Source organism: Companilactobacillus sp. HBUAS59699, assembly GCF_036913575.1.
GTDB lineage: Bacteria > Bacillota > Bacilli > Lactobacillales > Lactobacillaceae > Companilactobacillus.
Genome location: NZ_JAYKTV010000005.1, coordinates 1 through 12,335 on the forward strand (window position 1 = coordinate 1; position 12,335 = coordinate 12,335).

General features: G+C 39.1%; 8 protein-coding genes and 26 tRNA genes. 30 read left to right on the forward strand and 4 right to left on the reverse strand.

The features are described 5' to 3' along the window. Positions 1-91: 91 nt before the first annotated feature. The 29 genes from U8519_RS09670 (at position 92) to U8519_RS09810 (ending at position 6,693) form a co-directional block, all read left to right on the forward strand. Positions 92-164, forward strand: a tRNA-Val gene (locus tag U8519_RS09670). Positions 165-168: 4 nt separating this feature from the next. Next, positions 169-241, forward strand: a tRNA-Lys gene (locus tag U8519_RS09675). A 23-nt stretch (positions 242-264) separates the two neighbouring features. Beyond that, positions 265-347, forward strand: a tRNA-Leu gene (locus tag U8519_RS09680). Positions 348-413: 66 nt separating this feature from the next. Further along, positions 414-486 (forward strand) — tRNA-Thr (locus tag U8519_RS09685). Between the two features lie 5 nt (positions 487-491). Then, a tRNA-Gly gene (locus U8519_RS09690) sits at positions 492-563 on the forward strand. A gap of 14 nt (positions 564-577) precedes the next feature. Continuing rightward, positions 578-663: transfer RNA gene (locus U8519_RS09695), tRNA-Leu, on the forward strand. Between the two features lie 13 nt (positions 664-676). Next, positions 677-750 (forward strand) — tRNA-Arg (locus U8519_RS09700). Positions 751-761: 11 nt separating this feature from the next. Continuing rightward, a tRNA-Pro gene (locus U8519_RS09705) sits at positions 762-835 on the forward strand. 33 nt (positions 836-868) lie between these two features. Continuing rightward, positions 869-942, forward strand: a tRNA-Met gene (locus U8519_RS09710). 8 nt (positions 943-950) lie between these two features. Further along, positions 951-1,024, forward strand: a tRNA-Ile gene (locus tag U8519_RS09715). Positions 1,025-1,058: 34 nt separating this feature from the next. Continuing rightward, positions 1,059-1,132, forward strand: a tRNA-Met gene (locus U8519_RS09720). Between the two features lie 16 nt (positions 1,133-1,148). Next, positions 1,149-1,222: transfer RNA gene (locus U8519_RS09725), tRNA-Asp, on the forward strand. A 46-nt stretch (positions 1,223-1,268) separates the two neighbouring features. Next, positions 1,269-1,339: transfer RNA gene (locus tag U8519_RS09730), tRNA-Gly, on the forward strand. 14 nt (positions 1,340-1,353) lie between these two features. Beyond that, positions 1,354-1,428, forward strand: a tRNA-Ile gene (locus U8519_RS09735). An 8-nt stretch (positions 1,429-1,436) separates the two neighbouring features. Further along, positions 1,437-1,524, forward strand: a tRNA-Ser gene (locus U8519_RS09740). An 8-nt stretch (positions 1,525-1,532) separates the two neighbouring features. Continuing rightward, positions 1,533-1,604 (forward strand) — tRNA-Glu (locus U8519_RS09745). Positions 1,605-1,657: 53 nt separating this feature from the next. Further along, positions 1,658-1,747, forward strand: a tRNA-Ser gene (locus U8519_RS09750). A 31-nt stretch (positions 1,748-1,778) separates the two neighbouring features. Further along, a tRNA-Met gene (locus U8519_RS09755) sits at positions 1,779-1,852 on the forward strand. A gap of 24 nt (positions 1,853-1,876) precedes the next feature. Beyond that, positions 1,877-1,950: transfer RNA gene (locus U8519_RS09760), tRNA-Asp, on the forward strand. 5 nt (positions 1,951-1,955) lie between these two features. Beyond that, positions 1,956-2,028, forward strand: a tRNA-Phe gene (locus U8519_RS09765). 4 nt (positions 2,029-2,032) lie between these two features. Next, positions 2,033-2,115: transfer RNA gene (locus U8519_RS09770), tRNA-Tyr, on the forward strand. A gap of 6 nt (positions 2,116-2,121) precedes the next feature. Next, a tRNA-Trp gene (locus U8519_RS09775) sits at positions 2,122-2,192 on the forward strand. A gap of 18 nt (positions 2,193-2,210) precedes the next feature. Then, positions 2,211-2,283: transfer RNA gene (locus U8519_RS09780), tRNA-His, on the forward strand. 6 nt (positions 2,284-2,289) lie between these two features. After that, positions 2,290-2,361, forward strand: a tRNA-Gln gene (locus tag U8519_RS09785). Between the two features lie 19 nt (positions 2,362-2,380). After that, positions 2,381-2,451 (forward strand) — tRNA-Cys (locus U8519_RS09790). A 24-nt stretch (positions 2,452-2,475) separates the two neighbouring features. Further along, positions 2,476-2,560, forward strand: a tRNA-Leu gene (locus U8519_RS09795). Positions 2,561-2,931: 371 nt separating this feature from the next. Next, positions 2,932-3,249: a carboxymuconolactone decarboxylase family protein gene (locus tag U8519_RS09800; protein ID WP_334330131.1), complete on the forward strand. Its 318-nt coding sequence runs from the start codon at positions 2,932-2,934 to the stop codon at positions 3,247-3,249. Between the two features lie 108 nt (positions 3,250-3,357). Continuing rightward, positions 3,358-4,836 (forward strand): DUF6056 family protein, encoded by a 1,479-nt coding sequence (locus U8519_RS09805; protein ID WP_334330132.1) that lies wholly within the window; start codon positions 3,358-3,360, stop codon positions 4,834-4,836. A gap of 51 nt (positions 4,837-4,887) precedes the next feature. Further along, positions 4,888-6,693 carry a DUF2207 domain-containing protein gene (locus U8519_RS09810; RefSeq protein WP_334330133.1) on the forward strand — a complete coding sequence of 602 codons (1,806 nt, stop codon included), beginning with the start codon at positions 4,888-4,890 and terminating at the stop codon, positions 6,691-6,693. 70 nt (positions 6,694-6,763) lie between these two features. On the opposite strand, the gene U8519_RS09815 is transcribed toward U8519_RS09810, so the two are convergent. Then, positions 6,764-9,070, reverse strand: coding sequence for a SpaA isopeptide-forming pilin-related protein (locus tag U8519_RS09815; protein WP_334330134.1), 2,307 nt, complete (start codon positions 9,068-9,070; stop codon positions 6,764-6,766). A gap of 116 nt (positions 9,071-9,186) precedes the next feature. After that, complete coding sequence (locus tag U8519_RS09820) at positions 9,187-9,507, reverse strand: DMT family transporter (RefSeq protein WP_334330135.1); 321 nt, start codon at positions 9,505-9,507, stop codon at positions 9,187-9,189. Between the two features lie 166 nt (positions 9,508-9,673). Here U8519_RS09820 and U8519_RS09825 point away from each other — a divergent pair, with 166 nt between their 5' ends. After that, positions 9,674-10,102 carry a GNAT family N-acetyltransferase gene (locus U8519_RS09825; RefSeq protein ID WP_334330136.1) on the forward strand — a complete coding sequence of 143 codons (429 nt, stop codon included), beginning with the start codon at positions 9,674-9,676 and terminating at the stop codon, positions 10,100-10,102. A gap of 19 nt (positions 10,103-10,121) precedes the next feature. Here the strand turns inward: U8519_RS09825 and U8519_RS09830 are convergent, their stop codons facing one another. Together U8519_RS09830 and U8519_RS09835 are read right to left on the reverse strand one after the other, a co-directional pair. Then, entirely contained in the window at positions 10,122-11,306 is a 1,185-nt protein-coding gene (locus U8519_RS09830; RefSeq protein ID WP_334330137.1) for an MFS transporter, read from the reverse strand. Positions 11,307-11,577: 271 nt separating this feature from the next. Further along, positions 11,578-12,297, reverse strand: coding sequence for a DUF3862 domain-containing protein (locus tag U8519_RS09835; RefSeq protein ID WP_334330138.1), 720 nt, complete (start codon positions 12,295-12,297; stop codon positions 11,578-11,580). Positions 12,298-12,335 lie beyond the last annotated feature (38 nt).

The following is a 12,335-nucleotide window of genomic DNA, read 5'->3' on the forward strand; positions in this document are numbered from 1 at the left end:
CCGAACACAGAAGTTAAGCTTCTTCACGCCGAAAGTAGTTGGTGGGAAACTACCCGCGAGGATAGGAAGCTGCCACGCTGTTCATCATTATGGAGGATTAGCTCAGCTGGGAGAGCATCTGCCTTACAAGCAGGAGGTCACAGGTTCGATCCCTGTATCCTCCATATTGAGTCGTTAGCTCAGTTGGTAGAGCATCTGACTTTTAATCAGAGGGTCGACAGTTCGAACCTGTCACGACTCATTTGCAACAAATATATATCCCATGCGGGTGTGGCGGAATTGGCAGACGCGCTAGATTTAGGTTCTAGTGTCCTATGGACATGAAGGTTCAAGTCCTTTCACCCGTATTTCAATATTGTTGTTGCAATATTGAGAAGTTTTTATTAAAATTGAATAAGCATAATTCATTTTATGCCGACTTAGCTCAGTTGGCAGAGCATCTGTCTTGTAAACAGGGGGTCGGAGGTTCGAATCCTCTAGTCGGCATTAATGCGGAAGTAGTTCAGTGGTAGAACATCACCTTGCCATGGTGGGGGTCGCGGGTTCGAATCCCGTCTTCCGCTTTCATTATAGTAACGCCGGGGTGGCGGAACTGGCAGACGCACAGGACTTAAAATCCTGCGGTAAGTGATTACCGTACCGGTTCGATTCCGGTCCTCGGCACTATAATGAATATGCACCCATAGCGCAATTGGATAGAGTGTCTGACTACGAATCAGAAGGTTGTAGGTTCGACTCCTACTGGGTGCATTGCTTTATTTCGGGAAGTGGCTCAGCTTGGTAGAGCACCTGGTTTGGGACCAGGGGGTCGCAGGTTCGAATCCTGTCTTCCCGATAGCAGCAAATTGTTGCAAGTTTTATTTTTTTTGGCGGTGTAGCTCAGCTGGCTAGAGCGTCCGGTTCATACCCGGGAGGTCGGGGGTTCGATCCCCTTCGCCGCTATTTATTCCGGACCTTTAGCTCAGTTGGTCAGAGCAGGCGGCTCATAACCGCTCGGTCGTAGGTTCGAGTCCTACAGGGTCCATCGCATGGAATAAAGCTTAAATTCATATTGTTATCGCGGGATGGAGCAGTCTGGTAGCTCGTCGGGCTCATAACCCGAAGGTCGTAGGTTCAAATCCTGCTCCCGCAATTGAATTATTTTACATGGTTCCTTGGTCTAGTTGGTTAGGACGCCTGCCTGTCACGCAGGAGATCGCGGGTTCGATTCCCGCAGGGACCGTTAATATGATTGCGCCTTGTCATATTAATCTTTCAGAGGCTTTAATGCGGGTGTAGTTTAGTGGTAAAACCACAGCCTTCCAAGCTGTTGTCGCGAGTTCGATTCTCGTCACCCGCTTTGCCGCTTGTTATGGGCCTATAGCTCAGCTGGTTTAGAGCGCACGCCTGATAAGCGTGAGGTCGATGGTTCAAGTCCATTTAGGCCCACTATGTCTGGAGAAGTACTCAAGTGGCTGAAGAGGCGCCCCTGCTAAGGGTGTAGGTCGCTAACGCGGCGCGAGGGTTCAAATCCCTCCTTCTCCGTTTTTTATGACCCGTTGGTCAAGTGGTTAAGACACCGCCCTTTCACGGCGGTAACATGGGTTCAAATCCCGTACGGGTCATTGATGCCTTTGCATCAATACATACAGTTTCATAAGTTTTAATTTTAAGCAATGGAGGATTACCCAAGTCCGGCTTAAGGGAACGGTCTTGAAAACCGTCAGGCGGGTCAAACCGCGCGTGGGTTCGAATCCCACATCCTCCTTAACTAAGATTTAAAGTTTCATTTTTATTATCGCGGGATGGAGCAGTCTGGTAGCTCGTCGGGCTCATAACCCGAAGGTCGTAGGTTCAAATCCTGCTCCCGCAATTAGCTTTATAATAATTATTTCTTGGTTCCTTGGTCTAGTTGGTTAGGACGCCTGCCTGTCACGCAGGAGATCGCGGGTTCGATTCCCGCAGGGACCGTTAATGGCTCGGTAGCTCAGTTGGTAGAGCAATGGATTGAAGCTCCATGTGTCGGCGGTTCGATTCCGTCCCGCGCCATTTTGGAGGGGTAGCGAAGTCTGGCTAAACGCGGCGGACTGTAAATCCGCTCCTTCGGGTTCGGTGGTTCGAATCCACTCCCCTCCATAGTTTAGGGATATAGTTTAAAGGTAGAACTACGGTCTCCAAAACCGTCAGTGTGGGTTCAATTCCTACTATCCCTGTTTCTACCTTTTATCATGGCGGTATTGGTGAAGTGGTTAACACACCGGTTTGTGGCACCGGCACACGTGGGTTCGACTCCCACATACCGCCCTTTATTGGGTTATAGCCAAGCGGTAAGGCAATGGACTTTGACTCCATCATGCGCTGGTTCGAATCCAGCTAACCCAATTGTTTTAAATATCAATATGGCGGTATAGCCAAGTGGTAAGGCAGAGGTCTGCAAAACCTTCATCACCGGTTCAAATCCGGTTACCGCCTTTGGATATGCTTAAGTATTAAAATGCCGGTGTGGCGGAATTGGCAGACGCGCGGGATTCAAAATCCCGTTCCTGTATAAGGAGTATCGGTTCGACCCCGATCACCGGTATAACAAGAGGATAACTCTTAAATAGTCGAAATTATTAAACATCAAAAGCTGTTAAATCAGCATTTGATGTTTTTTTATTTTGTTTAAAAAGTGTAAAAATCATATTTTGGGCACTTATCGGGCACTTATTTAACTTCCATAAACACAAAAAAAGCCGCCTGCTGAGAACAGGCGACTCGGTATTGCTTAGTGTATTTGCGGGACCAATCCACGCGTACGCTTTAGTATACTATACAGTGTGATTATTATAGCGTTTATTTTAAAAATAAAAATTTAAATGACCAAAGCTATTGACTTAAAGTTAACTTCAAGTGATTTAATAACAACTGTTGAAACGATTAAACATTTGGAGGAATTTGGAGGAAATAGATATGAAAAAGCAAACTGCTGGACAAGAGCAACTGGGCGATTTTGCACCTCAATTCGCTAAGTTGAATGATGACGTATTATTTGGAGAAGTATGGAGTAAGGAGAATGAACTATCAGCTCATGATAGATCCATGATCACTATTGCAAGTATCATCTCCGCAGGAAACCTTGAACAATTGGATGCTCACTTAAAGATCGGTAAGAAGAATGGTATTACTAAAGAAGAAATAGTTGCTGAAATAACACATCTTTCGTTTTATGCTGGCTGGCCCAAGGCTTGGTCTGCATTCAATCGTGCTAAAGAAATCTGGACAGATTAATTAAATATTTTATGGCTTAACGTCTAAGTTAGGCCATTTTTTTGTATCTGCAAATAATCCACTGCTAGGTTATACTGTAAGAGGTATTTTTGATTTTGGAGGAACCTTATGCAAAGCAAAACTAGTAAGGGTTGGGAAAAGATATTTTTCCCAATAGTTTTCGTTTATTTCTTTATATTTAGATTTTTAGTCATTCCATCGGGTGACGACTTCTTTTGGGGCGGGGCTCAAGGTAAGTATTTGATGGAGCATGGCTTTTATGGTCCACAAAAAATATACGGTGGTAGTAGTAACGGCCGGTGGATAGGTAATCTTTCAGAAATTTTTACAGTCCATCATTTGATTTTTGCGATGCTGGCTTATGCAATTTTTTGGACACTATTATTATGGTGTATTTGGAAGTTAACGGGTAAATCAAAACTGGCTTTGATACTTAGCGGGTTATTTATTTTCACATTTCAAGATGGATATATCAGTACGGTTCTAGCTTGGAATGCTGGGTTTATTAATTACATTCCGCCGTTGGCCTTAATGCTGCTATTTTTAACGTTTATCAAAGATTTGTACGATGGTGATAAATTATACAATCCATTGCTTTTAGCTGTTTTTACGTTCTTTATGAGCCTTGTAGGCGGATTATTCGTTGAACATTTAACTCTATATCAAATTTTTATTGGTGTGGTAGTTATTTTGATGGGACGATATGTTTATCAGACTAAGTTTGAATGGTTCGAAGGCAGTTATTTATTGGGAGCGATTATTTCGGCAGCCATTATGTTTAGTCACCCGGCTTACCATGAAAAATCCACGTATCGTAACACTAATTTTGATATTCATGGAATTATAAATAATTATTTCTACATCACACATTATTGGTTTAATACTTTGAATTTAATCGTTAATGTTGCCTTATTGATAGCAATTATTATTATTGCTACTAACAAATTAAAACAATCAAGCAAAATTAAATTCGGTATTAATACTGTCTCAACATTATTTATTGTTTATTATTTTGTCATCAATTTTTGGTTATCAAAACATAATTATGATCAATTCTTTATGTATCGTGGTCTCAGCTCCAAAATCACCTTGATCGATGGTGTGATGACAATTGTCTATTGGCTGTTTTTGATTTTTTGTACAATCTATTTATTCAACCCTAAGAAAAACTATGTCCTATACTTTAGTTTATTCACGTACTTTGCCTTGATTTCGCCATTCATTATAATTATTTCACCGATCAATTCGCGTGAATTCTTTACAGCTTATGTTTTCTTGTATATTGCTGCGATTTTGTATATTTTGAAGGCCACTAACTATTTTGCGAGACCTACGGTCAAAAACTTGCGTCTGGTTATGGCAATTATTATGATGGTATGTGCAGTCAATGTTGGATATAAGATGACGGCGAATTATCATGCTAATTTGGTTAGAGTTCAGGATGAAAGATTCTTATCTGGTCAAGCTCAGTTGCCTAATCACGTGCCTTATCGTAAATATGTTTTATCTAACGATGCGTTGTTACAGCAGTCTTCCAGTTATTGGCAAGAATTTTTAAAGGAATCTTGGTTACAACGGTTATTCTAAATTAAAATCCACTACAATTTTGCAGTGGATTTTTTTAATAAGGGGGTCTATATGAAAAAAATTATATTAAGTGTTTGGCTAACAGTAGTTGCCATCATTTCAGTAGGAATTTTTCAGACTAATGTTCACGCTGACGGAGACTACGAAATAACTGATTACTCGGTTAATATTGATGTGGATCAGCAAGGAAATGCTGATATGACACAGCGAGTTACTTACAACTTTGATGGTGATTTTCATGGAGTTTATTACAACCAGGCTCTAAAGGGGATAAAGGGTGCTGATGATCCTGAAGTAGCTGTGATTACTGATGGTAATTCTACTGTGTTGCAACGATCTAATTTAGGATCGGATAATACTTTTTCAGTTGATAAAACTGAAGATTATATGAAATTAAAAGTTTATCATGCAGTGGCCAATAAAAAAGTAACTTTTGTTTATCGGTATAAATTATATGGAGTTATTAAGAATTATCGGGATACGGCTGAATTAAATTGGAAAATTATCGGTGGTGGCTGGGATCACAACTTGAATAATGTCAAAATTACAATTAATTTGCCGGCTAAGAATATTAAATCTCTGCAAGCTTGGGCGCACGGAACGTTAGATGGTTTCAATAAGGTCGATAAAGCTAACGGTCGAGTGATCTTGACGGTCAGTGAGGTTGATGCAGGTGACTCAGTCGAAAGTCACATTATATTTCCGACAAGTGTGACGCCGTTAAACACTAACAAGATCGATAAGAACGCTAAGAGTCGTATTTTGAAGCAAGAAAAAAAGTTAGTTCAGGAGGCTAACTATCGACGCCAAATGCCAGGACGTGTGACTAAAGTTGTTATTTTGATGATGATTTTAGTTGTCATAATAATAATTATTTTTAATTATATTCAATTAGTTAGACATCCCATTAATAAGCATAAGATGCCGACGCCACTTCATCACTGGTTCGATGCTCCGGATGTTTCTCCTAGCATGGCTAATATTATCTTAAATAAGTCTAATGTAGGTGATAGTAAGGGATTTACTGGGGATGTCCTGGTGGAAGTGAATAAGCGTAATCTAAAAATCGACAAGGAAAATAAAACGTTTAGGATTACAGCTTTGAAAGCACCTCAAGATGCTCTGATCAAATTCATGATTGAAACCATTGGTGACGGTGAGAGTGTAACTATCAAGGAAATCAACAAATATGCCAAGAAAGATAAGAAGGGCAAATTGTATGGCAAATTTGAAGATTGGAAAGAGCGAGCTGCTGAACACAATGATCGATATATTGATTTAGAGAATAAAGGTACTATTTCGAGGATGTTGGGCTCAGCAATCGTAAGTTCTGTTTTGATGTTACTCACAGTTAGTTTGGCTTGGTTTTTAGTGAAAGCTTGGGCGATACCATTGTCCATAATATCAGCTATAACGATTTTTATAATATGGTTAGTGTATTTACTTATAAGAAAGCAAATAAGCTATTATACGGAAAATGGTGAGCAAATAGCCAATGAATTACAGGCTTTTAGACGAATGTTTGAGGATGTTGACGATTTGAATCTAGCCGAAGTCGGAGACTTGATCCTTTGGGAACAGATTTTACCATATGCAGTAGCGTTTGGAATTTCTAAGAAGGTTGTCAAAGCCTTAAAACTTAAATTTGGTACTGAAGCCTTTGAAGCTAATCCAGGTATGATGTATTACTATTGGGGAATCGGTAGTTTGAGTAATAACATGAATCTTGATCATGCATTCTCTAGTTCCTTTTCATCTAGTCACTCAGCTAGTTCCAGTGTATCCGGTGGCTCTGGTGGTTTCTCAGGTGGGAGCTCTGGAGGATTCGGTGGCGGATCCGGCGGTGGAGCATTCTAACAAAAAAGGACCCAACATTTACTTAGTAGATGTTAGGTTCCTTTTTATTTATATTCATAAATTGATATTTTTATGCTTTACGACGTTTGAAGTAAAGGAAACTTGTTAATGCTAATAAACCGATGATACTTGCCAAAGCACCTGATTGTGCACCTGTTTGAGGTAGGTAAGTTTGTGATTCATCAGTGCTGCCTTCATATGGAGGTTTTGGACTTGATGGATCGACAGCATTGTCTGTTGATCCATTTCCGCCGTTATTATTACCATTATTATCTGGGTCAAGTGGGTTAGTGATCAAACCGCCGTCGCCTTCGTTTCCACCGTTATTTTCGTTATCGCCGTTGTTCTCATCATCTTTACCGTCATTCTCATCGGTGTCAGGATTTTCACCATCGCCACCGCCATTTTCGTCGGTGTCGGGATTTTCATCATCTTCACCGTCATTCTCATCGGTGTCGGGATTCTCACCATCGCCACCGCCAGTCGTGATCTTAGGATCAGAAGTGATCAAATGTCCCAATCCTATATCCGAATCGGTAATTGTGAATTCGATTTTATCGTCGTTGATATCATAGCCATTTGGTGGCAATGTTTCTTGGAAATAGTAGTCTCCAGGAACTAAATCATTAACGGTTATGAAGCCGTTCTTATCAGTCATATAACTACCAATGATATTGCCATCGGCATCATACAATCCATAAACAGCACCGGGAACTCCGATATAATTACCGTTTGCCATTTCATCAGTATCGAATTTTACAATGGATGCTGAGAAATTGGCATCGTCAATTTCTGATTTTTCATTTTCGAATGTGATCAAACTGTGTGTAGGGTCTTCAGAAGTTATATCAAATTCATACGTCTTATTATTCAACGTATATCCGTCTGGAGCACTAACTTCTTTAATAATATAGTGACCATATGGCAGATCAGAAACATGAGCAATACCATTTTCATCAGTCGTTACTTTTTTAGGTTCAAACTTGGGATTTGAAGTACTCTTGATGACAAATGTTGCTCCAGAAAGTTTTTCACCGGTATTCAAATCTATTTTTTGAATAATGGTTGATCCAAGATTTTCACCTAGAGGATCGTCACGACCTTCGATTTGAACTGGTGTAGTTGTATTTCCGGAGATATTAAATGGTATTTCGGTATCATTCAATTGATAGCCATCTGGAGGAGTTGTTTCTTTGAAGTAGTAATTTCCAGGTGCTAAATTAGAAACATTGATTTTTCCATTGGCATCAGTAGTTAAACCAGTTTGAATAGGTGTATTATTGCCTTCCATGTACAGGTCATAAACCGCACCAGCTAGGGAATACTCACTGTCATCACTTATCTTAGTAAGTGTAACAGCCCCTTTAACGTTACCGGAACCAGAACCAGAGTTATCACCGACTAAGTCAGAGGTAACACTACCGCTAGCTGATTCACGAGGAGTTTCACCGTCAGAACCAGGTACACCCCAAGTTATTTGTGCTTGGTTCTTGAAGACGTACTCGCCATTAGTTGCTAAATCGGCAGGTACACGTGTTTTCATAGTGATGGCGTACATTTGGTTAGCTGAGTCTGGAACGTTCAAGTGAAAACCATTGTCATTTTCAGTCAAATTATATTGGCTGCTTGGAACAGTTTTTCCGGTAGCATATGAATTCTTACCAGTCCAAGTTGCTTCTTTGACAACTACTGAACCAGGGATGTATTCCAAGTTCTTATCACGTTGAGTTACATCTTCATAAACGTTCATATTATTAAGGTCTAACTCACGACGATTAGCAAGAATTGTCCAAGTGATGATGTGATAACCATCTTCGTCAGTACCTAGAGAACCTTTTTTACTGATATTGTTCTCAGACTCGATAACGGTCAAGTTACTGGATTGATTACCGTTCATAGTTGGAAATTGAACGGTATTGTCACCAACAATAGCTGAATCGCTAACACCAACACCATTACCGATAATTATTTGTCCAGAAGTTTCGTGGAATTTTTCAATGTTTTCATTGAAAGTTACCTTAATAGTATTGTCAGAATTAACTACTGCTTGACCAATGATATTACCATCAGCATCTTCAACGTTGAATGGTACCCCAGCGGTACTCTTAGCACGAAGTTGTTCAGGTAATTCCATAGTTAGCGTATCGCCAGCTTGGAGTTGGATACCTGTACCAACAGTGCTCCAATTGTATTGCAAACCAACTGTACTTGAATAAGAATAAGTCTTATCTTGATTAGTTATTTGAGCACTTGTGATCATATCTTCACTAGTGTAAGCTGCCGCAGAAACTTCAGTAGTGTGAAAACACAATGCTGCTACAAAAATCCCCATGGCCGCAATTACAATAGTAAAAATATTTCGTAATTTTTTCCCCATATTTTTTCCCCTTTCATAGATTCGTACACTGTAATTATAAAATCATATGATTAGTAAAAACAAGTAGATATAAAATTTAATTAAAATAGTTGTATTTATGAATATTTAAAAATTACTTAGCTGCTAGTGGTGAACTTGATCCCAATTATGCTTACTAAGAGTAAGATTATGAACATCCATGTTATTGGTGAAATTTTATCGCCAAAAATGAAAAATCCAACTAAAATGGATCCCAACGCACCGATTCCTGTCCAGATCGGATAGGCAATACTTAGTGGTAATGTCTTAGTAGCTTTTGCCAGTAAGACAAAGCTTATTACCATTCCGATGATAGTTAAAATAGTAAAATTCAGTTTCGTAAATCCATGACTCAACTTCATCATTGAAGCCCAAACGACTTCAAACAATCCTGCAACGATCAAATAAATCCAATTCATAATATTTCCTCCATTTTTTTGTAAAAAAATAAAGTATTCCCAGCAATTCCTTCTTTGGCCTAACGGAATTGTTAAGAATACTTTTTTTAGTGACACCCGGCGGTGTATTGATTTATCATAGAATAATATCACATTAAATATTTTATGGCTAGGGGATTGTTTAAGAATGATTGAAAGAATGACACTGGATGAAATGAATCAAGTCGCTGACATTTGGCTTGAGGGGAATTTGGATGCCCACAATTTTATTAGTGCAAAGTATTGGACGAATAGTTTAGAACCTGTAAAAAAAGAATTAGCTAAAGCAGAAGTGTATGTATATAAGGTCGATGATGCAATTGCTGGATTCATTGGTTTAAACGGTAATTATGTGGCTGGGGTCTTTATTAGACGTGAATATCGTAATCAAGGCATCGGCAAGCAATTATTTGATTATGTTAAAAAGGATCATGATGATTTATTAGTAAGTTGTTACGTTAAAAACTTTAAGGCACTGAATTTTTATCGAGTTAATGGTTTTTCTATTAAATCTGAAGGAATCGATAAGGATACTGGTGAGTCAGAAGTAACTATGATGTGGATGAAAAAAAGCTGAGAAAATTTTCTCAGCTTTTTTAGTTCTCCGCTGCTACGATTGGGAAACGTTTAACAATAAATGTAAGTAAGTATGATGCGGCTAGAATTATTGCCACGACCATGTATGGATAGTGGGTATTCCAATCCATTAGAGCACCTGACATCAAAGGTCCGATGACGTTACCAATACTAGTCAATGACATATTCATACCATTGATAAGTCCTTGGTTAGCCTTACTAGACTTAGTAAGCAAGGTTGTGATAGCAGGGCGTAGTAAATCAAATGATGAGAAGATGATAAGTGTTGCTACAATTACCGAAACGTGTGAATGTGCTTGAGTGATCCAAAATACACAGACGGCACTTAGTAAGAAACAATAACTGATCAATCCCACTTCACCGATCTTGTTGATAAGCCAGTTAAAGGCAGCAACTTGTAGTATCAATGAAATAATACCGTTCAAAGTCAAAACTAATGCAATCGTTCCCAAGCCGAAATTAAAAACTTGGTTTACATAGATACTGTAGATACTTTCGAATCCTTGAAGTCCAAATGATGAGACCAGAATCATTCCGAATAAAACGATCATTGGCCCCGTTAGGATCGACATGATAGAAGATTTGTTCTTATTGAGTTTTGCTTCTTCTTCACGTTCGACTTCGATAGTTTCCTTACTCTCTTTAAGGAATATTTGAGTAAAGATGCAACTGGTGATGGCTAAAATACCAGCAACCCAAAATGGTGTCTTGTAACTGATCCCCGCTAGGATTCCACCTAATCCAGGTCCTAGGATCAGTCCACCACTGAAGGCGGCTGAGAGCCAACCGATGACCTTAGCACGTTCTTTAAGGGTAGTTAAGTCTGATCCTAATGCCATTGAAGTAGGAATTACCATGGCTGCGGATAGTCCACCTATGATACGTGATAGGTTAAACATTGGTAGAGTTGTAGCAATGGCAAAAATAAATTCTGAGATCATATAAGTGAATAAGCCAAAAACAATAACTGGTTTACGACCTATTTTGTCAGACATTCTACCAACGATAGGTGATGCCACAAATTGTGCAAAGGCAAATAATGAAGTCATGACACCCATTTGTGACGTTGTGTAATGAAACTCATTCTTGATAAATGGCGTTACGGGAATAACTAAACCAATTCCCAAACAAATCAAGAAGTTACTAAATATTAAAATATAAATGGACTTTCTATTCTTTTCCATGTTAATCCCCCTCTCAAAACCACGCGAAAAGCGCTTAAAAAAAACCACCGCCGTGGTTGGCGATAGTTTACTAGTTCAATCCATGTTAGATGAAAAACGTTAAAAAAGCAATATATTGTTTATATTTTCATCATGATATTAATAATTGTTATAAACAAAAAGGTCATCCCCATTCGTGTTTCCCGGAGATGACCTATACTGATTCCACCAGAAAGAATTGTACCATTGTGAATATCAGTGTTATCAAATATTAAGAAAATTTAAAAAATGCTTACTTAACACCACTTTGCGTCTGCTCAGTAACTTTATCATTTGTGAGGGTGATTACGATTTTAGCTCCAGACTCTCCATTTATACCTGAAGTATAAGTTAGTTTGTTGATGGAGGTTCCGTTGACAGATGAATCGTCGTAACCGTTAGGTTCACCCAATAGCTTAATAATATCGCTGCTATTTTGATCACTCTCTATTTGAGAATATTTCTGAATATTGATTTTTTCACTACGATTTACCTTTAACCCGGAAATAGTCTTGCTTATAGCGTGATTATTAGCGAAGCCGACTGAAACAGAAGCTCCTGCGTTAGCGTTAGCGACTTTATCCCACGTCTGCACATCGACATCAACACCTTGAACGTTGCTAGTTGAATGACTAGTAGGAGTACCGAAGATCGGTTTGATCGTATCCCAGGAAGTACCGTTGTCCGAATCTAGAGCAACATTGTTGAATTGATCGAGTGTAATACCGTCAGTACTAGAAGTAGTAGTGCTTTTTTTCTTTTTAGTGGATGATTTAGATTTTTCGACTTTTTCAGTTTTATCAGCCTTGTTAGATGAGCTATCGTTTTTATTATTAATGTAACCAAATAATCCGAATCCCACACCTGCTACAACAATTATTACAATGATCAACCAAAACCACCATTTTTTGAAAAATGGTTTTTTACGTGAACGGCGAAGTGCCATTCGGGACATATTTTCGTTATTATTCATTTTTCCACCCCTGACTCATAAGCTGGTTATGGTTCTAT